The 21,817-nt window shown below is 69.2% G+C and carries 15 protein-coding genes; 8 read left to right on the forward strand and 7 right to left on the reverse strand.

What is annotated here, in order from left to right:
- The first annotated feature begins 69 nt into the window (after window positions 1-69).
- From K6142_RS01595 to K6142_RS01625, 7 genes are all read left to right on the forward strand, one after another.
- Window positions 70-2,589, forward strand: coding sequence for a methyl-accepting chemotaxis protein (locus K6142_RS01595; protein ID WP_223380728.1), 2,520 nt, complete (start codon window positions 70-72; stop codon window positions 2,587-2,589).
- Between the two features lie 159 nt (window positions 2,590-2,748).
- Window positions 2,749-3,783: a PstS family phosphate ABC transporter substrate-binding protein gene (locus K6142_RS01600; RefSeq protein ID WP_190245944.1), complete on the forward strand. Its 1,035-nt coding sequence runs from the start codon at window positions 2,749-2,751 to the stop codon at window positions 3,781-3,783.
- A gap of 91 nt (window positions 3,784-3,874) precedes the next feature.
- The gene (gene pstC / locus K6142_RS01605; protein ID WP_190245943.1) at window positions 3,875-5,119 is read left to right on the forward strand and encodes a phosphate ABC transporter permease subunit PstC; all 1,245 of its coding nucleotides are present in this window, start codon (window positions 3,875-3,877) and stop codon (window positions 5,117-5,119) included.
- A gap of 10 nt (window positions 5,120-5,129) precedes the next feature.
- On the forward strand, window positions 5,130-6,299 hold the full coding sequence (gene pstA / locus K6142_RS01610; protein WP_190245942.1) for a phosphate ABC transporter permease PstA: 1,170 nt from the start codon (window positions 5,130-5,132) through the stop codon (window positions 6,297-6,299).
- A gap of 607 nt (window positions 6,300-6,906) precedes the next feature.
- On the forward strand, window positions 6,907-7,890 hold the full coding sequence (locus K6142_RS01615; RefSeq protein ID WP_190245941.1) for an AAA family ATPase: 984 nt from the start codon (window positions 6,907-6,909) through the stop codon (window positions 7,888-7,890).
- 275 nt (window positions 7,891-8,165) lie between these two features.
- Window positions 8,166-9,485, forward strand: coding sequence for a DUF2201 family putative metallopeptidase (locus K6142_RS01620; RefSeq protein ID WP_190245940.1), 1,320 nt, complete (start codon window positions 8,166-8,168; stop codon window positions 9,483-9,485).
- 2 nt (window positions 9,486-9,487) lie between these two features.
- The gene (locus tag K6142_RS01625; protein ID WP_190245939.1) at window positions 9,488-9,946 is read left to right on the forward strand and encodes a hypothetical protein; all 459 of its coding nucleotides are present in this window, start codon (window positions 9,488-9,490) and stop codon (window positions 9,944-9,946) included.
- A 51-nt stretch (window positions 9,947-9,997) separates the two neighbouring features.
- On the opposite strand, the gene K6142_RS01630 is transcribed toward K6142_RS01625, so the two are convergent.
- From K6142_RS01630 to kdpF, 7 genes are all read right to left on the reverse strand, one after another.
- Window positions 9,998-11,512, reverse strand: coding sequence for a sigma-54-dependent transcriptional regulator (locus K6142_RS01630; protein ID WP_223380729.1), 1,515 nt, complete (start codon window positions 11,510-11,512; stop codon window positions 9,998-10,000).
- A 41-nt stretch (window positions 11,513-11,553) separates the two neighbouring features.
- Window positions 11,554-13,839 (reverse strand): sensor histidine kinase, encoded by a 2,286-nt coding sequence (locus K6142_RS01635; protein WP_190245614.1) that lies wholly within the window; start codon window positions 13,837-13,839, stop codon window positions 11,554-11,556.
- On the reverse strand, window positions 13,836-14,963 hold the full coding sequence (locus K6142_RS01640; protein ID WP_190245615.1) for a universal stress protein: 1,128 nt from the start codon (window positions 14,961-14,963) through the stop codon (window positions 13,836-13,838). Before K6142_RS01640 ends, K6142_RS01635 begins: the two co-directional genes overlap by 4 nt.
- Before the next feature lie 216 nt (window positions 14,964-15,179).
- The gene (kdpC, locus tag K6142_RS01645; protein WP_190245616.1) at window positions 15,180-15,788 is read right to left on the reverse strand and encodes a potassium-transporting ATPase subunit KdpC; all 609 of its coding nucleotides are present in this window, start codon (window positions 15,786-15,788) and stop codon (window positions 15,180-15,182) included.
- Window positions 15,789-15,809: 21 nt separating this feature from the next.
- Complete coding sequence (gene kdpB / locus K6142_RS01650) at window positions 15,810-17,933, reverse strand: potassium-transporting ATPase subunit KdpB (RefSeq protein WP_190245617.1); 2,124 nt, start codon at window positions 17,931-17,933, stop codon at window positions 15,810-15,812.
- 24 nt (window positions 17,934-17,957) lie between these two features.
- Entirely contained in the window at window positions 17,958-19,790 is a 1,833-nt protein-coding gene (gene kdpA, locus K6142_RS01655; RefSeq protein ID WP_190245618.1) for a potassium-transporting ATPase subunit KdpA, read from the reverse strand.
- Between the two features lie 202 nt (window positions 19,791-19,992).
- Window positions 19,993-20,190 carry a K(+)-transporting ATPase subunit F gene (kdpF, locus tag K6142_RS16630; RefSeq protein WP_223290431.1) on the reverse strand — a complete coding sequence of 66 codons (198 nt, stop codon included), beginning with the start codon at window positions 20,188-20,190 and terminating at the stop codon, window positions 19,993-19,995.
- Between the two features lie 373 nt (window positions 20,191-20,563).
- On the opposite strand from kdpF, the gene K6142_RS01665 reads away from it, so the two are divergent.
- Window positions 20,564-21,514 (forward strand): ArsR/SmtB family transcription factor, encoded by a 951-nt coding sequence (locus tag K6142_RS01665; RefSeq protein WP_190245619.1) that lies wholly within the window; start codon window positions 20,564-20,566, stop codon window positions 21,512-21,514.
- Window positions 21,515-21,817: the final 303 nt, after the last annotated feature.

A 21,817-nucleotide genomic window follows, 5' to 3' on the forward strand; every position in this document is an offset into this window, starting at 1 on the left:
GTACGGGTTCATCCCCCGGCATACTTGCCACGGGCATGCTTTCCGCTGGCATACCTCAAGGACGGGCGCATGTTTTCCACCCTTTCGTTCCGCACCAAGCTCATCGCGGGCTCGCTGGTCATGGTGCTGGTGACCATGGCGGCCATGCTGGTCACCAGCCTGGTGGACGCCCGGCGCGGCTACCTTGCGCAGGGGCGTGCCTCGTTGCACAACGTTTCGCAGATACTCATGGAATCCGCCCGGTTTCAGGATACGCTGAACCGCAACAAGATCGGCTCCGACCTCAAGCTGATGCAGTTGCAGTTCGGCCTGGCCGGATTTCCCATCCCCGAGATTTTCATGGAGGTGGAGGCCGACCTGCGCGACGCCGACACCGGCCAGCGGGTCAAGGCCACCCTGCCCGGCTTCAAGCTGGGGTCCGCCTACCTGCATCAGGGCACCGACCTCGTGGACCGCATCCGCGAACTGGCCGGGGTGGGGGCATCGGTGCTGCAACTGCACGAAGGGCGGCTGGTGCGCGTCAGTTCCAGCGTGGCCGATCCTTCCGGCTCCGCCCGCTGGACATTCCTCGGCAAGGAGCATCCCGTGACGGCGGCGGTGCTGTCCGGCAACGGCTTCACCGGCATGCTCAAGGTGGGCGGCCAGTGGAACCTGGCCGCCTACGCCCCGGTAAAAGGCATGGACGGCAGCGAGATACTGGGCGCTGTGGAAGTGGCCCGGCCCCTGCTGACGCCGGAATTCGCCGCCGCCGTGGTGCGCCACAACGTGGGCGGCAAGGGGTATTCCCTTGCCTTCGACGGGGCGGGCATCATCCTCATCCATCCCGACCCGGCCATGGTGGGCCGCAACGTCTTCGACCTGCCGTGGGGCGCGGCGCTGAAGCAGGGCGAGGGGGCGCAGGGCCGCAATGATCCCGCTGCCCGCGCGGATGCGAACGGTTCCCGCGTGCTCGCCTGCACCATCAACGGCGAGGAGTACGAAGCCTGCGCCGACCGTTACGCCCCGTGGGACGTCACCTTCGTCACCACGGTCAGCCGCGACGAACTCATGGACGGCGTGGGCGAGCGGCTGTGGCGCGGCGCGGCCATTGCCGCCGCCGTGGCCCTGCCCGTGGCCGCTCTGGTCATCTGGCTGATGGTGCGCCAGCTGATGGTGCCCATGCAGCGGCTGGCCACCCTGGCCCAGCAGGTGGCGCGCGGCAACTTCGACTACACCTTCGACTACGCGGCGGACGACACCATCGGGGCCACGGTGCGCGCCGTGCAGGCCATGGTGGGCGAACTGCGCATGCGCCTGGGCTTCAGTCAGGGGGTGCTGGACGGGGTGGTGGTGCCCTGCGTGGTGGTGGACCTTGCCAATGACATCACCCACGTCAACGCAGAGGCGCTGGCCGTGCTGCGGCGCGGGGGCGCCCCCGCGCAATGGCTGGGCCGCCAACTGGGCGAGCTGGTGTACGGCAGCGCCGCCGATGCCGCCCGTCCGGTGCTGACCCGGCGCAGCATGGAACGGCGCGATCGGGTGGCCGAGGACGTGGTGCTGGACCCGCAGGCCGACGGGCGCGAGGTGGTGCTGCACATGGTGGCCACACCCATCTACGACCTGGACGGCGAACTGATGGGCGCCATCTCGTTGTGGGTGGACCTGACGCACGAGCGCGCCCAGCATGCCCGGCTGGACGCCCAGAACGCGGTCATCGCCGCCACAGCGCGCGAGGCGGAGGACATCGCCCGCCGGGTGGCCTCGTCGGCCCACGAACTGGCCGAGCAGGTGGCCCATTCCAGCGAGGGGGCCGCCCGCCAGCTGGCCCGCGTGGACGAGGTGACCGCCGCCATGGACCGCATGAACCGGACCGTGGCCGAGGTTGGCCGACGCGCCGCGCTGGCCGTGGACATGGCCGCCTCCACCATGCGGGTGGCCGAGGATGGCCGCGACGTGGTGCGCGCCTCCATGGACGTGATGCACAAGGTGCACGGACAGGTGGAGCGGTTGCAGGAAAACGTGGCGGAACTGGGGCGCGAGGCGGAAGGCATAGGCCAGATCATGGGCGTCATCAGCGACATTGCCGACCAGACCAACCTGCTGGCGCTGAACGCGGCCATCGAGGCCGCACGGGCCGGAGAGGCCGGGCGCGGCTTTGCCGTGGTTGCCGACGAGGTGCGCAAGCTGGCGGAAAAGACCATGAACGCCACCGGCCAGGTGGGCGAGCGCATCCGGGCCATCCAGCGGGCCACGCGCGGCTTTGTGGACAGCACCGCCACCGTGGCCGGGGCGGTGCGCGAAAGCGACGCGCTGGCCACCCGCTCCGGCGGGGCGCTGGACGACATCCTGGCCCGCATCGGCGATTCCGGCGGCGAGGTGCGGGCCATCGCCGCCATGGCAGAGGCGCAGGCGCGCGGCGGTGCGGACGTGGAACGCGCCGTGGCCGAGGTGGACGCCATCGCCCGCGAAACCGCGCAGGGCATGGCGGAATCGGCCCATGCCGTGACCGGGCTTTCGCGCCTGGCCGGTGAACTGCAACGCGCCATGGACGGCATGGCCTGCGATGGTGATGGCGCAACCCACTGCGATGACGGGGAATCCTTGGTGTGACGCCGTACGTGCGCGGCGTGCGGCACGGGAAAATGGCGCGACACAGGATTGTAACGGTCGTCACAACAGGCCGTAACCTGCGCTGGCTACTTCTTGTGGCGCGTTGACGCTGAACCGCACACAATTACCCCCAACCGGGAATCGTCAGGGAGGCTTGCAATGAAGTCGATCAAGAAAGTGGCGCTGGCCGCCGCGCTCGTGCTGTCGCTGGCCGGTGTGGCCGAAGCCCGCGACCAGGTCCGCATCGTGGGCTCCAGCACCGTGTATCCCTTCTCCAGCGCCGTGGCCGAGGAATTCGGCGCCACCAACAAGCAGTTCAAGTCGCCCGTGGTCGAATCCACCGGTTCCGGCGGCGGGCACAAGCTGTTCTACGCGGGCGTGGGCCCCGATACCCCGGACATCACCAACTCTTCCCGCCGCATGAAGGTCGAGGAACTGGAAACCAACATCAAGAACGGTGTCACCGAGATCACCGAAGCCAAGATCGGCTTCGACGGCATCGTCATCGCCCAGAACATCGGCAACGCCGACATGGACCTTTCGCTGAAGGACCTGGCCCTGGCCGTGCTGGAGGAAGTGCCCGTGGACGGCAAGCTGGCGCCCAACCCCTACAAGACCTGGAAGCAGCTGAACCCGGCCCTGCCCGACCGCAAGATCGTCATCTACGGCCCGCCCGCCACCTCCGGCACCCGCGACGCCTTCATCGAAATGGTGGTAGAAAAGTTCACCGGCAAGGACGAGACCTTCAAGGCCGTGCTGGGCAAGGATGCCGCGCAGTACAAGAAGATCCGCCAGGACGGCCCCTACGTGCCCGCCGGTGAAAACGACAACCTCATCGTGCAGAAGCTGACCAAGGACACCGAGGCCGTGGGCATCTTCGGCTACAGCTTCCTGGCCGAGAACAAGGACCGCATCAAGGGCTGCACCGTGGTCGGCAACGCGCCCACCTTCGATGCCATTTCCTCGGGCAAGTACCCCATCTCCCGCGCGCTGTTCTTCTACGTGAAGGACGCCCACGTGGGTAAGATTCCCGGCCTGAAGGAATACGTGGAACTGTTCATGTCCGAAAAGATGATCGGCGATGCCGGCTACCTGAAGACCATCGGGCTCATTCCGCTGCCCGCCGCCGAACGCGAAAAGGTGCGCAAGGACGTGACCGGCTTCAAGAAGCTGACCGCCGAAGACCTGAAGTAGCAACAAGCCGCACGCGCCGGGGAAGGGATGCGCCTTCCCCGGCCTTCACCATTTCCGGGGGGCGCGTACCCCCCGGCCAACGGGAACGCACATGACCATGGGAAGCGCGTTGCAGATGGCCCTGATGGCCATATTGCCGCTTTCGGTGCTGGCGTACATGGCAGCCCGCCGCAGGGCGGGGGCCGACAATGCGCGGGGCACGGAATTCCATTCGCCGCTCGTGTACTACGGGTGGTATTCGTGCCTGTGGGTGGCCCTGCCGTCCATGGGGCTGTTCGTGCTGGCGGGGCTGCTGCACCTGCTGCACATCGCCACCGTGCCCGGCCCTGTGCTGGCGGGCGGGGGCGTGGCGCTGGCCGCGTTCGGCCTAGTGTGGTCGCAACGGGCCATCGGGCGCGACTTCCGCGCCATCCAACGGGTGGAAGGCGTGGTGCGCTGGGCGCTCATCGGGGCCTCGTGCATTTCCATCCTCATCACCATCGGCATCGTGGTCTCGGTGGTGTTCGAGGCCATGCAGTTCTTCCGGCTGGTGAACCTGTGGGACTTCCTGACCGGCACCAAGTGGAGCCCGGAAACGGCCTTCCTGATTTCCTCGGGCCGGGCCGACGGCAACGTGGCCACGCCGGAATTCGGTTCGCTGCCGCTGTTCGCGGGCACCTTCTACATCACCGCAGTGGCCATGTTGGTGGCCGTGCCCATGGGGCTGTTCGCGGCGGTGTACATGGCCGAATACGCCAGCAAGCGGGTGCGCCGCATCGCCAAGCCCGCGCTGGAAATCCTGGCGGGCATCCCCACCGTGGTCTACGGGTTCTTCGCGGCCATCACGGTCAGCCCGTTCATCGTGCACCTGGCGGAACTGGTGGGGCTGGAGGCGGAATACACCAACGCCCTCGCTCCCGGTCTGGTGATGGGGGTGATGATCATTCCCCTTGTGTCCTCGCTGTCGGACGACGTGATCAACGCCGTGCCGCAGGCCATGCGCGAAGGTTCGTACGCGCTGGGCGCCACCACGTCCGAGACCATCCGCAAGGTGGTGCTGCCCGCCGCCCTGCCGGGCGTGGTTTCCGCCGTGCTGCTGGCCGTGTCGCGCGCGGTGGGCGAAACCATGATCGTGGTCATGGCCGCCGGGCTCATGCCCAACCTGACGTGGAACCCGCTGAAGAGCATGACCACGGTTACCGTGAGCATCGTGGATTCTCTGACCGGCGACCAGGCCTTCGACAGCCCGCAGACCCTTTCGGCCTTCGGGCTGGGCCTTGTGCTGCTGGTGCTGACGCTGGTGCTCAACGTGGTGTCGCTGGTGGTCATCCGCAAGTTCCGCGAACAGTACGAGTAGGGGGGGCAGCATGGCATCATTGTTCGGCATCGACGAAAAGAAGCTGCTGCGCAAGCGGCGCGCGGCGGAAACGCGCTTTCGCCTGTGCGCCATATCCGCGCTGTTTCTGGCCGGGGCGTTTCTGGTGTTCTTTCTGTTCGACATCGGGCGCAAGGGCTACCCCGCCTTCCAGCAGGCGGAACTGCTGGTGGCCGTGAACTACACGGTCGAGGCGCACGACAACCCCTACGCCGCCATGGACCCGGATACGGTGCAGGTCGTCTCGCGCAGCTTCACCCGGCTCATCCCGTCCATGATGGCCGAGAACAGCAGGCTCATCGGCACCACGCAAGAGGTGTGGGTGCTGGCCAGCGCAGACACCGACCAGTACCTGAAGGGGCGCCCCAACCGGCTGAAGCCCAGGCATCAGGCGCTGGTGGACACCATGCGCCAGGAAGGCAAGGCACGGCTGGCCTTCAACTGGGGGTTCTTCGAGTCGGGCGATTCCAAGCTGCCGGAACTGGCGGGCATCCGCGCGGCGGCCATCGGCTCGCTGTACGTGCTGCTGATAACCCTGGCCATCAGCTTTCCCGTGGGGGTGATGTGCGCGGTGTACCTGGAGGAATTTGCGCCGGACAACCGGCTGACCCAGATCATCGAGGTGAACATCAACAACCTGGCGGCCATCCCGTCCATCCTGTACGGGCTGCTGGGGCTGGCCATCTTCATCAACTTCATGGGGGTGGCCCGGTCGTCGGCCCTGGTGGGCGGGCTTACCCTGTCGCTGATGACCCTGCCCGCCATCATCATCAGCACGCGGGCGGCCATCCGGTCCATACCCCCGTCCATCCGCGAGGCGGCGCTGGCCCTTGGGGCAACGCCGTTGCAGGTGGTGTGGCACCACGTGCTGCCGTTGTCGCTGCCGGGCATCCTGACCGGCACCATCATCGGCCTGGCCCGCGCCATGGGCGAAACCGCGCCCCTGCTCATCGTGGGCATGATGGCCTACATCCCGGAAGCGCCGGAAAACTTCAACAGCGCGGCCACGGTGCTGCCCGCCCAGATATTCACCTGGGCGTCGGATTCGCAGCGGGCCTTTTCCGAGCGCACCGCGGCGGGCATTCTGGTGCTGCTGGTGCTGCTGCTGGGCATGAACGCCACGGCCATCTGGCTGCGCAACAAGTATGAGCGCAAGTGGTAGGATGCGACGGACGGTGCCCGGCGAGTGTCGGGACGGAAAATGAAGAATGAGGACGGCGGCTCCGCGAGGGGCCGCCGTTTTTGTCCGTCATCATGTTTGGCCGGTTGGTGCTTGAAGCGTTTATTGCGTGAAGTAGGCAGGCTGTATGAAGGTACGTGCCCTTTTTGGCCGGTTTGCTGGCTGGTTTCACGTGTGGTGCGTTGAAGGGAAATCTGACTGTCTTCTGACAGGGAGTCGTAGGTTGCGTACCTTTTATTGACTTCGATTTTCAATTTCAATACACAGGGGGTGCCGCCGACGAGGCCCACCCCGCACCGATGACGCCGCCCCCCTGCGCCATGACCGCGAGGCAAACGGGCCGCAACCCCCGTCGGCGTCACGCCTGCTCCGTGGTCGTTGCGAGTTGTCCGCCTTGTGGCGGAATGCGGCAATGGCCCGGCAGGGCGGCGTGCCCGGCATGTGCCTTCCCCAACATGGTGTCCGTCCAATACGCCTCGCTGCGGGGTTTGCCGGGTGCGCCGCGCCTTACGGCGGGGCGCTGTCCGACTTCGTCGGAGCGCATTTGCCGCCGTCTTCCTCTCGCCATTCCTTCATCCCTGGAGCCTTCATGATTCCTTCCCAGATTGCCCGCGCCCTTGCCACGCTGGTGGCCATCCGTCGTCCCGTGTTCCTGTGGGGCGCGCCGGGCGTGGGCAAAAGCCGGGTGGTGGCGCAGGTTGCCCACGACCTTGGCATGGACCTGCGCGACGTTCGCGCCGTGCTGCTGGACCCCGTGGATCTGCGCGGCTTGCCGACCATCGACGCCACCGGGCGCGCCCGGTGGTGCTCGCCCTCGTTCCTGCCCGATGACGGGCGGGGCATCCTGTTCCTGGACGAACTGAACGCCGCGCCGCCGCTGGTGCAGGCCGCCTGCTACCAGCTGATTCTTGATCGCCAGCTTGGCGAATACCGCCTGCCTGATGGCTGGGCCGTGGTGGCGGCGGGCAATCGCGAACAGGACCGGGCGGTAACCCACCGCATGCCCACCGCGCTGGCCAACCGCATGGTGCATCTGGACTTCGAGACCGACCTCGAAGACTGGCTGGGCTGGGCGCAGTCCGCGAACATCCGTTCCGAGGTCACGGCCTTCCTGCGCTTTCGCCCGCGCCTGCTGCACGACTTCGACCCTGCCGTGGTCGACCGGGCCTTTCCCTCGCCACGCACGTGGGAATACGTGTCCGACATGCTGGCCGCCGGGCCGGACGAGGCCGTGGAATACGATCTGGTGCGCGGGGCCGTGGGCGAAGGGGCCGCCGCCGAATTCGCGGGCTTTCTGCGGGTGTGGCGCGACCTGCCGGAGCCGGACGCCGTGCTGGCCGCCCCGCACGAGGCCCCGGTGCCCGACGAACCCGCCGCCGCCTACGCCATATGCGAGGCGCTGGCCCGCCACGCCGCGCCCGGCACCATGGAGGCGCTGGTGTGCTACGCCGACCGCCTGCCCGTGGAATTCGGCGTGCTGCTGATGCGCGATTCCGTGCGCGCCGACACCACGGTGGTGGAAACCCCGTCCTTCGCGCGGTGGGCGCAGGCCAACGCCCACGTGCTGCTGTGAGCGGGGCCGTGCATCCGGAGATTGCGGACTTCCGGCCCGGCAGGCGGCCCGTTGGGCCGGTTCTGGAGGTTCTGCCGGATGGGGCGCGGGACGTGGCGCAAAGCGTGGCGCCGGACGGGATGCCGGGCGGACATGTCACCCCCTTGTGCGAGGCATATCTTTCTGCCGCGCCTGCCGCCGAGCGCCCGGGCGCATCCAACCTCCCCGTCGCCCCCGAATCACCCGCCCCTTGCGGCCCCACCGAAAGGGCGCTGGAAGCCGAGGCCCACGGACGCATGCTGCGCGCCCGCGCCGCGCTGGTGCTGGACCATCCCTTTTTCGGCTCGCTGGCCCTGCGGCTGCACCTGAAGGCGGACCCCGCCTGCGACGGCCTGTGGACCGACGGCGTGAGCCTGGGCTTCAACCCGCGCCGGGTGGCCGCCCTGCCGGACGCCATGGTCACGGCCATGCAGGCGCACGAGGTGCTGCACGTGGTCTGCGGCCACCACGTGCGCCGTGACGGGCGCGACGAAGGCCTGTGGAACCGCGCCTGCGACTACGCGGTGAACGGCATACTGCTGGATGCGGGCTTCACCCTGCCCGCCGGATTTCTGGACGCGCCGGAACATCGGGGCCGCACGGCGGAGGACATCTACGCCGTGCTTTCGCGCATGCAGGAAGAAGAGAAGGGCGGCGGCACCGGCGACAAGGCCCAGGGCGAGGCAGAGGCCAGCGGTGCGCGTTCCGGCGCCTCCGGCGACCAGCCGGAAGAAGCCCCGGCCACGCAGCGCCGCAGCGACCCGGAACAGGCGCCGCCGGAACTGCCGGAAGGGGACGATGCGGACGGGCGCGGCGGTGACCGCACGGGCGAGGGCGAAGGCCGCGACAACGTGGAAACGTCCTTTTCCGGCGAGGTGCGCGATCATCCCGCGTTGCAGGGTGACGCGTCAGACGCGGCCCGTCGCCGGGCCGAACGCGACCTGCGCATCGACCTGGGGCAGGCGGTGCAGGGGGCGCGCTTCATGGGCGACCTGCCCGCCGGGCTGGAACGGCTGGCCGGGCAGGCCCTGCACCCGCCGCTGGACTGGCGCACCCTGCTGCGCCGGTTCATCCGCCAGTGCACGGCCAACGACTATTCGTGGACGCCGCCCAACCGGCGCTACGTGCACATGGGGCTGCACCTGCCGTCATTGCGCTCGCAGGATCTGCCGGAACTGGTGCTGGTCATCGACAGCTCCGGCTCGGTGGACGACGCCGCGCTGGCCCGCTTCTGCGGCGAGGTGTCCGCCATATTGCAGGATTTCGACACCCGGCTCACGGTTATCTACTGCGACTGCGCCGTGCAGGAAGTGCTGCACCTGACGCGCTGGGATCTGCCCCTGCGCCTGACCCCGCGCGGCGGGGGCGGCACGGACTACCGCCCGGCCTTCGCCCGCGTGGATGCCGACGGCCTGCATCCGGCCTGCTTGATCTGCCTGACCGACCTTGAATGCAACCGTTTTCCCGCGCCGCCGCCGTACCCGGTGCTGTGGGCGTCCACCCGGCCCGTGGGGGCAGACGGTGGCGACGACGCCCCGCCCTTCGGCGAGGTGCTGACCCTGCACGAAGGAGCCTGACCATGCGCATCGAATGGCGCATCGACAAGCAGCGCGGCAACCTGCGCCCCGTGCTGCGTTACACCGTGTCCCTTGAACCGCACGAAAAGGCGCTGGGCGTGCCCCCGGTGCGGGTGCAGTCCACCATCCCCGAACCGCCCGATTCGTGGCGGCCCCACTGCTACCCCGGCGAAAGCGAACGCGCGGGCGAGGCCCCCAGGGGCGTCTACGTGCTGGATGCCCCCTCGCACGCGGGGCGCGAGGCGGAAACCACGCTGCGCCTGCCGTGGCGCGAGGACAACGAGTACCCCGAGGTGGAGGCGTCGTTCGCGCTGCTGCGCGACGCCTGCGAGGCGCAACTGACCAGCGCCCACGCCAGCGAGCCCATGAACCTGCGCGGCGAACTGCGCGCCACGGAATCCATGCGCCGCCACGTGGCCCCGGCGGTGGTGGCCGAGCGGTTGTTGCGGCTGGCCAGGTAGCCACGTTGTCTTTTCGCCCGTTGGCGGGCATGCGCCGGGTGCGGAAGCCGACTACTCCAGCCCCAGTTCCTTGCGCTTGCGCCACAGGGTCACGGTGGTGATGCCCAGGATGGCGGCGGCGCGCTCCATGTTGCGTTCCGTGGCCAGCACCCGGCGGATGTGCGCCTCTTCCAGTTCGCGCAGGGTGGGCAGGCGCGCGTCGTCCCCGTCGTCGCGTTGCGACAGGCCGCCCGCGCCCAGCGGGGGCAGCCCGGCGGCGGCGCGCACCGCGTCGGGCAGGTCGGCCAGCCCCGGCTGCCGCCCGGCGGCCAGCAGGGCCATGCGCTCCATGGCGTTGCGCAATTCGCGCACGTTGCCCGGCCAGCGGTGGGCCAGCAGGGCATGCAGCACCGCTGGCGGCAGGGGGGCAAGGCCCTCGCCCGATGCAACGGCGTCGTGCGCCCCTTCCGATCCCGTATCCACCCCCAGCCGCACCGACGCCGTGCGGAACAGCCGGGCCGCCAGCGGCGCGATGTCGTCGGGCCGGTCGCGCAGGGGCGGCACCACGCACTCGAACACGTTCAGCCGGTAGTACAGGTCTTCACGGAACGCGCCTTCGCGGCACAGCCGGGCAAGGTCGCGGTTGGTGGCGGCGATGATGCGCACGTCCAGCCGCAGGGGGCGGGTGCCGCCCACCCGTTCGATGACCCGGTCCTCCAGAAAGCGCAGCAGTTTGGCCTGCGACGCGGGCGACAGCTCGCCCACCTCGTCCAGGAACAGCGTGCCGCCCTCGGCCAGTTCGAACTTGCCCGCGTGGTCGCGCACCGCGCCGGTGAACGCCCCGCGCACGTGGCCGAACACCTCCGATTCGAACAACGATTCCGCCAGCGCGGTGCAGGTCACCTCCACGAAGGGGCGGCCCGCCCGCGCAGAGCGGGCATGGATGGCCCGCGCCAGCGCGGTCTTGCCGGTGCCCGTCTCTCCGGTCAGCAGCACCGTGGCCTCGCTGGGGGCAATGCGTTCCACCAGCGTCTGCAAGGCCAGCGTGGCCGGGGCGGTAAGCCCAGCGAACCAGTCACCGCCCGCGCCTGCGGCATCCGATGCGCCCGCCGCCCGCAACCGGGCGTTTTCGCGGCGCAAGGCCACCACCGTGGCCACCTTGCCCACCAGATGCTCCAGCTGTTCCACGGAAAAGGGCTTGGGCAGGTAGTCGAAGGCCCCGGCCTTGATGGCGGCCACGGCGTTCTCGAACGAGGCGAAGGCGGTCATGACCACGCACAGCGCGTCCGGGAGCAGCGCGCGGACTTCACGCACCAGGTCGATGCCCGATGCCCCTTCCATGCGCACGTCGGTCAGCACGAGGTCGGCGGGGTGTCCGGCCAGCAGGGCCAGCGCCTCTTCCGCGCTGGCCGCCGTGCGCACCGGGCATCCGGCGGCGGACAGGGCCAGGCGCAGGGTGGTCAGGATGCCGGAGTCGTCGTCCACCACCAGCACGTCCAGCGGGGTGCGGGCGTGCTCGTTGCCGGGGGCCGGGGCGGCGGCTGGGGCGGCTTGTGGTTGCGGTGCGGAGGGCATGGCGTCCTTCATGGGGCTTGGGAGGATTGCGGATGTGGCGGGCCTTTCCGGCATCATCCGATGTCCGGGGCGGAACGGTTCGCCGTTGTGGTGTCATCGGCCATGTCAGTGCTCGTGTCCATGCCCGATTCGTCCTCCTGGCCGTTGCGGGGCGGTAGCGGCAGGGTCACGGTGAAGCGCGAGCCGCGTTCCTCGCGCCGTTCATAGGCAATGTGCCCGCCGTGGGCATCCACGATGGAGCGGGTGATGGCAAGGCCCAGGCCATACAGGCCGCCGCGCGCGCCCGCCGCCGGGCCGTGGGCGAAGGGCTGGAACAGGCGCGCCTGCACGGCTTCCGGCAGGCCCGCGCCTTCGTCCTCCACCTCGATGACCGCGCGGCCCTGATGCTCGGTCACCCGCACCCGCACCTCGCCATCCGTGGGGCTGGCGCGCAGGGCGTTGGCCACCAGGTTGGAGACCACCCAGGCGAAGCGTTCCGCGTCCAGACGCACTTTCACGGGGGCCTCGCGGGCATCCACGGCCAGGCGCACCCCGGTTTCGCGGGCCAGCAGCACGAAGGGCGTCAGCCAGCGGTCCAGCAGGGCGGGCAGGTCCGCCTCGTCCCGCGTCAGGTGCAGGGCGGAAGGGGTCATGCGGGCAATGTCCATGAATTGCTGGGCAAGGGTGCGCAGGCGGGCGGCGTCCTCGTGCACGGTTTCCACCAGCAGTCGGCCCTCGGCGTCCAGAGTGTCCTTGCGCCGGTCCAGCAGGTCCGCCGCAAGGCACAGCGACTGCATGGGGGTCTTCAGTTCGTGCGACACCCAGTCCATCATTTCCGAGCGCAGCCCCTCGCGCCGCCGGGCCTCGGTGACGTCGCCCAGCAGGAAGACCTGCCCGACTATGGATGTGGGGGGAGTGGGGGAAGCGGGATATGCGGGAGGCATGGGGGAATGGAACGGCACGGAGGACGCGGACGGGAAGGATGAGCGCGGTGTCTGGCTGGTGCTTCCTGCCTCCGCCAGCCCGTGGGCGTCGCCGCCGACCTCCGAGAGCCCATGTGCGCCACCGCCGACCTCCGACAGCCCGTGGGCGTCACCGCCGACCTCCGAGAGCCCGTGGGCGTCGCCGCCCACGAGATCCCGCCGCCGGGCCACGAACACCCGCTCCTCGCCGCCTTCGGTCAGGGGCACGTCGCGCTTGCCGTGCAGGCTGGCGTCCAGCGCCCCGCGCAGGGCCAGGTAGTTGGGCGCGGCGGTGGAAAGGTCGGCCCAGGGCATGCCCAGCACCTGTTCGCGCGCAAGCCCCAGCAGCGGCAGCATCCGTTCGCTGACGTGGGCCACCGTGCCCGCGCCGTCCAGCACCAGGATGGCGTCGTCCGCCGATTCCAGAATGACCTCCAGCTTGCGCTTTTCCGCCGTCAGACTGCCCACGTTCAGGGCGTCCAGTTCGCTCAGGCGTCCCCACAGCCGCACCAGTTCGTCGAACAGCACGCGCACCTCCAGCGTCTGGGGCGGGGGCAGGTGCAGCGGCGCGCCCAGCCGGGGGCGCTCCTTGAAAACTTCCGCCGCCCGGCGCAACGGGTGCGAGACGCGGGCCGCGATACTGTCGGCCAGCAGCACCGCCCATAGCGTGCCCGCCAGAAACAGCGCCGCCGCGCCCATCACGGTGGCGTCGCGCAGCAGGGTGTTGCGGTCCAGCCGCCGGAACATGCCGCGCTCGTTCACTTCCACCAGCGCGGCAAGGGTGGCGCGCAGCCCCGCGTGGGCCGCATCCACCGCGACGGGGGCATCGGGGGCGGGGGAAGGGGGTGCCCCTGTGGCCACCCGGCGGAACTCGACCCAGGCGGCGCGGATGTCCGCCAGGGCCTGCGGTTCATCCGGTTCGGTGATGTTGCGTTCCGCCCGGTCCAGCGCGGCCTCGAAGGCGGCGGCCCAGCCCGCGCCGTCCCGTTCCGGGTACTGGTCGGCAAAGCGCAGGCCGTTCATGGCCGTTTCCATCTCGCGCACCCAGGCGATGGAATCGTAGTTCATGCGCACCAGCAGGTTGGGCATGCGCCCGGCGGCAAACACCGCGCCCACCAGCACGATGCCCAGCACCCCGAACAGCCCCACCAGCCGCAGGAAGTCGCGCCGGATGCGCTTTTGCAGGGTGGGCAGCGTAGTGGCGCGTGGCCCGGCGTGGGCGGCGGATTCCGGCCCGTAGGGCGTGCGGGGGCCGTGCGGCCCCTGCCGTGAGTCGGGGGTGTTCCTGCCGGAATGGCCCCCGCCGGAAGCATCAGGACCGGAAGCATTCGGGCCAGACGCATCCGCAGACGCACCCGCGGGCCCATCCGTGAAGGACGCATACGGGCTGGCGCTCATGGGGCCTCCCGGGGGGTGGTGTTGACGATGTGCACGTCCACCCCCACCGCCTCGTGCAGAAAGTCGAGAATGAACGAGCCGCGCAGCCGCTCGCGCAGGGGCGACAGGCGCGACTTGCCGAACACCGCGTGGCGCACGTTGCGCTCGCTGGCGAAGTTCACCAGCGCCTCGGGCACGTCGTGCCCTTCCAGTTGCACCACTTCCGCCCCCAGCAGGGCGGCCAGGCGCAGGTTGTTCTGCAGCACGCGCTGCAACCCCGCGTCGATGCGCACCGGGGTTTCGCTGGGGCGGCGCACGTACACCACGTAGCACGGCGAGCCGAACTGGCTGGCCATGCGCATGCCCCGGCGGATCAGGGTTTCCGCGTCGGTGGGGTCGGAACTCAGGGCCACCATCACCGCCTCCACGGCGTCTCCGGCGGCCTCGCGCGACAACAGGCCCTGCTCGGTGATCTTGCGCACCTGGTCGCCCGATGCCTCGCGCAGGCACAGTTCGCGCAGCAGCGACAGGTTCTGGTAGGTGAAAAAGCCCATCAGCGCCCGCTCGGCCTGCTCCGGCCCGTAGATCTTGCCCAGGCGCAACCGCTCGCGCAGTTCCTCCTTGGTCACGTCCACGTTCACCACCTGATCGGCGCGGTGCAGCACCGCGTCGGGCAGCCGTTCGCGCACCGGGATGCCGGTCACCGTCTCCACCCGCTCGGCCACCGATTCCAGGTGCTGCACGTTGAGCGTGGTGATGACGTTGATGCCCGCCTCCATGATCTCCAGCACGTCGCGGTAACGCTTGGGGTTGGGCGACCCTGCGGCGTTGGTGTGGGCCAGTTCGTCCACCAGCGCCACCTGCGGGCGGCGGGCCAGCACGGCGGGCACGTCCACCTCGGGAAACAGGGCGTCGCCCACCCGGCACATGCGCGGGGGCACCACCTCCAGCCCGTCCATGAGGGCGGCGGTTTCCGGGCGGCGGTGGGGCTCCACGTAGCCGATGGCCACGTCGAACCCGGCCTGACGCAGCCGGTGCCCTTCCTGGAGCATGGCGTAGGTCTTGCCCACCCCCGCCGCGTAGCCAAGGTAGACCTTCAGCGAGCCCTGTCGCTTGCGGGCCAGCAGTTCCGCGAAACCTTCCATGTTTCCTCCTGGTGCATGACGGCCTTTTGCCCACCGGCGGCGTCAGATGCGCCTTTTACTCCGGTCACGCACATTAGAGTGCGCTCGCCTTCGTAAAAGACGCATCTTCCTTGCCGGTGAACAAAACTCCTGTCATGCACGGCGCGCGAGTGCCTGCGGGCAGTCGGTCCATGTGGGGAGCGACCGGACTGGCCAATAACACGGCCAAGACACGTCCTAGTTGCCTTCTGCCCGGCCACCCGCCAGCGCGTCCAGCGCCAGGTTCAGGCGCAGCACGTTGACGTGCGGTTCGCCGAACAGGCCCAGTTGCGGTCCTTCCACGTGCTCCTCCACCAGCAGGGCCACGGCCTTGATGGGCAGGCCGCGCGCGGCGGCCACGCGGGCCACCTGCATGGCGGCTCCCTGCGGGCTGACGTGCGGGTCCAGCCCGCTGGCCGAGGCGGTGACCATGTCCGGGGGCAGGGGGGCCTTCCAGTCCGGGTTTTCCGCGCGCAGGGCGGCGGCGCGGGCCTGCATGGCCTCTGCCAGCGCACGGCTGGTGGGACCAAGGTTGGACCCGCCGGACGCCGAGGCGTCGTAGCCGCCTTCTCCTGCGGCAGAAGGTCTGCCGTGGAAGTACCCGGCCCCGGTGAAATGCTGGCCGATCAGGGCGGACCCCGTTACCCGGCCGTCCGCCACCCCACTCTCGGGCATCACGGGCGAGCCGTTGGCCTTGTGGGGCAGCAGGGCCTGCGCCGCACCTGTCACCAGTACAGGGTACGCGCCGCACAGCAGGGCCGCAAGCAGCAGGGTGACCGCGAGGGATTGTCTGACAAGGGTGAGCATGACCTTCTCCTTTGCCTGCCGCTACACCAGCCCGAGGGCGGTGATCAGCAGGTCGATGCACTTGATGCCGACGAACGGGGCCACCAGCCCGCCCAGCCCGTAGACCAGCAGGTTTGTGCGCAGCGCATGCGCCGTGCCGCGCGGGCGGTAGCGCACCCCGCGCAAAGCCAGCGGGATGAGCGCCACGATGATCAGCGCGTTGAAGATCACGGCGGAGAGCACGGCGCTTTCCGGGCTGGACAGGCGCATCACGTCCAGCGCGCCCAGTTGCGGCAGCGATGCGGCGAACAGCGCGGGAATGATGGCGAAGTACTTGGCCACGTCGTTGGACACGCTGAAGGTGGTCAGCGCCCCCCGCGTGATCAGCAGTTGCTTGCCGATCTCCACGATTTCTATGAGCTTGGTGGGGTCGGAATCCAGGTCGATCATGTTGCCCGCCTCGCGCGCGGCCTGGGTGCCGGTGTTCATCACCAGCCCCACGTCCGACTGGGCCAGCGCGGGCGCGTCGTTGGTGCCGTCGCCGGACATGGCCACCAGCCGCCCGCCCTTTTGCAGGTCCACGATGAGGTGCAGCTTGTCTTCCGGCTTGGCCTCGGCAAGGTAGTCGTCCACGCCCGCCTCGGCGGCGATGGCCTGCGCCGTCAGCCGGTTGTCGCCGGTGATCATCACCGTGCGGATGCCCATGGCCCGGATGCGCTCGAAGCGGTCGCGCATGCCCGGCTTGACCACGTCCTTCAGGTGGATGACCCCCAGCACGCCCGCCACGGAAGAAGCCACCACCAGCGGGGTGCCGCCCTGGCTGGCGATGGCGTCGGCCAGGCGGTGGGCCTCCTCGTGCCGGGCGGCTCCGTTGCGGCTGGCTGCTTCGGGCAGATGCGATCTGTCCATTCCATCCGGCCCGTTCAGACCGGCCAGCCCATTCAAACCCGCCAATCCACCAACCCAGGCCAGCACCGCGTCGGTGGCGCCCTTGCGCAGTTGTTCGCCCGGCTGGTCGATGCCGCTCATGCGGGTTTGCGCGCTGAAGGGGATGCGGGTGATGTGCCCGTGCGCGGCGGGCGTGGCGTCGCCGCCCTGCTGCCGGGCCAGATCCACGATGGACCGGCCTTCCGGCGTTTCGTCGCCGGACGAGGCCAGCAGCGCGGCGCGCACCAGCTCCGTCCGGTCCACGCCGGACAGGGGCACGAAGTCGGCGGCCATGCGGTTGCCCAGGGTGATGGTGCCGGTCTTGTCCAGCAGCAGCACGTCCACGTCGCCCGCCGCCTCCACCGCGCGGCCCGACATGGCCAGCACGTTGCGGCGCAGCAGGCGGTCCATGCCCGCAATGCCGATGGCCGCCAGCAGCCCGCCGATGGTGGTGGGAATCAGGCACACCAGCAGGGCCACCAGCACCACCACGCCCAGATTCACGTCGTGAAACAGGGCGAACGGCTTCAGGGTGACCACGGCCAGCAGGAAGACGATGGTCAGCCCGGCCAGCAGGATGTTCAGGGCGATCTCGTTGGGGGTCTTCTGGCGTTCCGCGCCTTCCACAAGGGCGATCATCCTGTCGAGGAAGGACTTGCCCGGCTCCTGCGTCACGCGGATCACCAGCCGGTCGGACAGCACCGTGGTGCCGCCGGTCACCGCGCTGCGGTCGCCGCCGGATTCGCGCACCACCGGGGCCGATTCGCCGGTGATGGCCGATTCGTCCACGGCGGCGGCGCCTTCCACCACGGTGCCGTCGGCGGGGATCATCCGGCCCGCTTCCACCACCACCACGTCGTCGGGCAGCAGGGCCGAGGCGGAAACCTCTTCGGTGGCGCCGCCGCTGCGCAGGCGCAGGGCCGGGGTGTCGCGCCGGGCGTTGCGCAGGGTGTCGGCCTGGGCCTTGCCGCGCCCTTCGGCCAGCGCTTCTGCGAAGTTGGCGAACAGCACCGTGGCCCACAGCCACAGGCTGATCTGCCCGCCAAAGGCCGCGCGGGCCGACCACCCGTGCAGGGCAAGGTCGTGCAGGAAGGCGGCGGTGGTCAGCAGGCTGCCCGCACCCACCACGAACATGACGGGGTTTCTGGCCAGCACGCGCGGGTCCAGCTTGCGGAAGGCGTCCCGCACCGCGCGGCGGTACAGGGCGGGGTCGTGCGAGAGGGGGCGTGAACGTTTCATGGCGTTGGTACCTTCATCATCCAGCTAGTAGAGCTGATTTTCAATCATTTGCAGATGTTCCACGATGGGGCCCAGTGACAGGGCGGGCAGGTAGGTCAGCGCGCCCACGATGAGGATGACCGAGGCCAGCAGCAGGGCGAAGGTGGCGCCTTCCACGGGGAACGAGGCGTCGGTGACCGGGCGCGGCCTGCGCGCCGCCAGCGAACCGGCAACGGCCAGCATGGGCAGCATGACGCCGAAGCGTCCGATGAGCATGGACGCCGCCGTGGTCAGGTTGAACACGGGGCTGTTGACGGTAAGCCCGGCAAAGGCGCTGCCGTTGTTCTGCGCGGACGAGGTGTAGGCGTAGAGCAGTTCGGAGAAGCCGTGCGCGCCCGCATTGGCCATGGCCTGCGGCCCCCAGCCCACGGCGGCCAGCGCGGTGAAGCCCAGCAGGGGCAGGGCGGGCAGCAGCAGGGCGGCCACGGCCAGGGTCACCTCGCGCCCTTCGATGCGCTTGCCGAGGTAGTCCGGCGTGCGGCCCACCATCAGCCCGGCCAGGAACACGGTCAGGATGATGAACAGCACCATGCCGTACAGGCCGGACCCCACCCCGCCGAAGATGATTTCGCCCAGCTGCATGTTCAGCAGGGTCACCAGCCCGCCCAGCGGGGTCAGGCTGTCGTGCATGGCGTTCACCGCGCCGCACGAGGCGTCGGTGGTGACGACGGCGAACAGGGAGGAGGAGAAGATGCCGAAACGCACTTCCTTGCCTTCCATGTTCGGGACGGAGACGGAAACCGCCACGGGGACGGGGGCGCTGGCGGGAGGGGATGCGGGGGGCGAGGCGACGCCGGACGCGGCAATGGGCGCGGGCACGGAGGCGGCGGAGGTGGAAGGACCGGACGCGGCAGGGCTGCCCGTAGCCACGGCCTGCGCCATGGCCGGGGTGCCCCGGTATTCGAAGTGGGCGGTCAGCAGCGTGCCCGCCACGAACACGGCGGCCATCACGCCCCATACCGTCCAGGCGTGGCGGGGGCGGCGCACGGCGGCCCCCAGCGTGAAGACGAGGGAGCTCGGCAGCAGGAAAATGGCTAGCATCTGGATGAAGTTGGCGACGGCGGTGGGGTTTTCGAAGGGATGGGCGGCGTTGGCGTTGAAGAAGCCGCCGCCGTTGGTGCCCAGCATCTTGATGATTGCCTGCGAGGCCACGGGCCCCACGGCAATGGTCTGTATCGCGCCTTCCGGCGTTGCCACGGTGAACGAGGCGGCAAGGGTCTGCACCATGCCCTGACCCACCAGCAGCAGCGCGCCGGGCACGCACAGCGGCAGCAGCACGTACAGGGTGGAGCGCACCATGTCGGCCCAGAAGTTGCCGATGCCCTGCGCCTCGGTGCGGGCGATGCCGCGCACCACGGCCATGCACGCGGCCATGCCCACTGCGGCGGAGACGAAGTTCTGGTAGGTCAGCGCCACCACCTGCGAAAGGTGGCTCATGGCGGTTTCGCCGCCGTAGGCCTGCCAGTTGGTGTTGGTGACGAAGCTGACGGCGGTGTTCAGGGCCAGGTCCCACGACGGGGCGGGGAAGTGCTGCGGGTTCAGCGGCAGCACGTCCTGGAACAGCAGCACGCCGAAGGTCAGGCAGAAGCCCGCCAGGGTGAAGCCCAGCAGGCTTGCGGCGTAGCGTTGCCACGGTTGGTCGCTGGCGGGGTCGATGCCCGCCGCCGTGTAGATCAGCCGTTCCACCGGGCCGAGCAGGGGATGCAGCCAGGTGCGGCCACCTTCCAGCACGCGGTGGATGTAGCGGCCCAGCGGCGGCGAGGCGGCGGCCAGTATGCCGAGGAACAGGGCCAGTTGCAGATAGTCGCGCGGGGTCATGATGGTCTCCGGTATGGGGCGGTCCGACAGGGAGGTGCTTGTGCTCGGGAGGTGTTTCCGAATGAGGTTTTCCGTTCGTTGGCGAGGAAGGCGAGCGAGCCTCCCGGATGTCCACCGCGCCGCGTGCCCTTCTCGTATTCAACCGGGATGGCGGCGAAGTCTGTCGAAGCCAACGGGCGAAAAGGCCATTGGAAAGCACCCTCTAGAACTTGTCGGGTCGAAACAACGCGTACACGAGATAGACGAACAGGCCCGCCGCAAAGGCGATGCCGATGGCGTCGTACAGTTCCATGGTGCGCTCCGGCGCGCCCGGCAGGGCGCGGATGGAGGTGCGCGGGAGCCGTTCCTGCTTGTGTCGGCGGAAGACGGCGTACCCGGCCCGGCGGGTGCCGGACGTCACCGGTAGAGCATGCGGCGTGCCAAGGGAGGAGAGAAAGAGGAAATGCAGCAGTTACGGTGAGTTGCGTTGCGTGGCGCGAGCGGGGAAGGCGCGGCGGAGGGGGGAGCGGGATTACCTTTTGCAACGGGGATATTTCATTTTGTAATCCCGTGGCGAAGCCCCGGCAATGGAAATGACGGGCTGAGGCAGGCGGCGTCAGGCGGCGGCAAACGCAACCACAGGTCGATCATGGAGCGGCCTGGCGCTGTATGCGCCGGAGCGGATGCTTGCAAATCAAGTTTTCTTGATGTATGGATATCAAGGCATCCGGAAACGGTGTCCGGCGTGTGGAGAACCACCCGTCATACCTAAAGAAATTTTGCGCGGGAATCCCATGTCGGCAGCTCTCGACTACTTCAAGGCCCTTTCCGACGACACCCGAATGCGGCTCATGCACGTGCTGAACAAGCACGAGCTGAACGTGAACGAGCTGGTATCCATCCTCGAAATGGGCCAGTCGCGCGTGTCGCGCCACCTCAAGATCCTGACCGGGGCGGGGCTGCTGGTCTCGCGCCGCGACGGGTTGTGGGTGTTCTACGCCGCCCCGGCGGAAGGCGAAGGCCGCGACTTTCTGGACGCGGTGGCCCCGTTCATCGCCGAGGACATGACCCTGCAGGGCGACATGGCCATGGCCGAGAAGATCATCGAGGAGCGGGCGCTGAAGACCCGCCAGTTCTTCAATGCCATTGCCGAGGACTGGGACGAACTGAACCGCGAGGTTCTGGGCGGGTTCGACCTGGCGGGCGCGGTGGCGGATGCCATGCCTGCCGCCACGTCGGGCGGGTCTGATGGCACACCGGGCTGCCGCGTGGCCGTGGACCTGGGCTGCGGCACGGGTACCGTGCTGGAGCGCATGCTGCCCCGCGCGCAAGAGGTCATCGGCGTGGACGGTTCGCCGCGCATGCTGGAAATGGCCCGTCGCCGTCTGGCCGATGCCGGGCAGCGCGTATCGCTGCGCATCGGCGAACTGGACCACCTGCCCCTGCGCGACGGCGAGGCGGATTTCGCCTCCATCAACATGGTGCTGCACCACCTGTCGGAGCCGGTGGCGGCCCTGCGCGAGATTGGCCGTACCCTGCGCACCGGCGGGCTGCTGTTTCTCAGCGACTTCGACCACCATGACAACGAGCGCATGCGCACCGACTATGGCGACCGCTGGCTGGGCTTCGACCGGGCCGCGCTGACGGCCCGCCTTTCCGAGGCGGGCTTTGCCGTGCGCCGGGCTGACCTGCGCGAGGTGAGCAAGGGCCTGTCGCTGCACCTGATCGTGGCGGAGAAGTCGTAGGCGAACCGGCGCAGTTGGCCGGGGCTGGGACGGGGCTGAGCCGGTTCGGACAGAACCGGACGGCACCGGGCAGAACCGGGCAGCAGGAATCTGTCACCGATCGACAACTATACTCCCCCAACACGCCGTCCTCCTGTATGGTAGATGGAGCAGATTTCCGGGGCGCGCGCCGTGCCGCCGCCCCGCGCCTTACGGGTTTCACAAGGTTTTCATGTCTTGACGTTTCCCATGTTTTCCGGTGGACGGCCGCCCAGGCGGCACGCGACGACCCGCCCCGCTCCGCCGGACCCGCGCGCTCTGGAA

The organism is Nitratidesulfovibrio sp. SRB-5 (assembly GCF_019931275.1).
Taxonomy (GTDB): Bacteria; Desulfobacterota; Desulfovibrionia; order Desulfovibrionales; family Desulfovibrionaceae; genus Cupidesulfovibrio.

Excerpts from the sequence above, each read along its gene's own strand:
- K6142_RS01595 (WP_223380728.1), top strand. The coding sequence starts at position 70 with ATGTTTTCCACCCTTTCGTTCCGCACCAAGCTCATCGCGGGCTCGCTG.
- K6142_RS01600 (WP_190245944.1), top strand. The coding sequence starts at position 2,749 with ATGAAGTCGATCAAGAAAGTGGCGCTGGCCGCCGCGCTCGTGCTGTCG.
- pstC (WP_190245943.1), top strand. The coding sequence starts at position 3,875 with ATGACCATGGGAAGCGCGTTGCAGATGGCCCTGATGGCCATATTGCCG.
- pstA (WP_190245942.1), top strand. The coding sequence starts at position 5,130 with ATGGCATCATTGTTCGGCATCGACGAAAAGAAGCTGCTGCGCAAGCGG.
- K6142_RS01615 (WP_190245941.1), top strand. The coding sequence starts at position 6,907 with ATGATTCCTTCCCAGATTGCCCGCGCCCTTGCCACGCTGGTGGCCATC.
- K6142_RS01620 (WP_190245940.1), top strand. The coding sequence starts at position 8,166 with ATGCTGCGCGCCCGCGCCGCGCTGGTGCTGGACCATCCCTTTTTCGGC.
- K6142_RS01625 (WP_190245939.1), top strand. The coding sequence starts at position 9,488 with ATGCGCATCGAATGGCGCATCGACAAGCAGCGCGGCAACCTGCGCCCC.
- K6142_RS01630 (WP_223380729.1), bottom strand. The coding sequence starts at position 11,512 with ATGAAGGACGCCATGCCCTCCGCACCGCAACCACAAGCCGCCCCAGCC.
- K6142_RS01635 (WP_190245614.1), bottom strand. The coding sequence starts at position 13,839 with ATGAGCGCCAGCCCGTATGCGTCCTTCACGGATGGGCCCGCGGGTGCG.
- K6142_RS01640 (WP_190245615.1), bottom strand. The coding sequence starts at position 14,963 with ATGGAAGGTTTCGCGGAACTGCTGGCCCGCAAGCGACAGGGCTCGCTG.
- kdpC (WP_190245616.1), bottom strand. The coding sequence starts at position 15,788 with ATGCTCACCCTTGTCAGACAATCCCTCGCGGTCACCCTGCTGCTTGCG.
- kdpB (WP_190245617.1), bottom strand. The coding sequence starts at position 17,933 with ATGAAACGTTCACGCCCCCTCTCGCACGACCCCGCCCTGTACCGCCGC.
- kdpA (WP_190245618.1), bottom strand. The coding sequence starts at position 19,790 with ATGACCCCGCGCGACTATCTGCAACTGGCCCTGTTCCTCGGCATACTG.
- K6142_RS01665 (WP_190245619.1), top strand. The coding sequence starts at position 20,564 with ATGTCGGCAGCTCTCGACTACTTCAAGGCCCTTTCCGACGACACCCGA.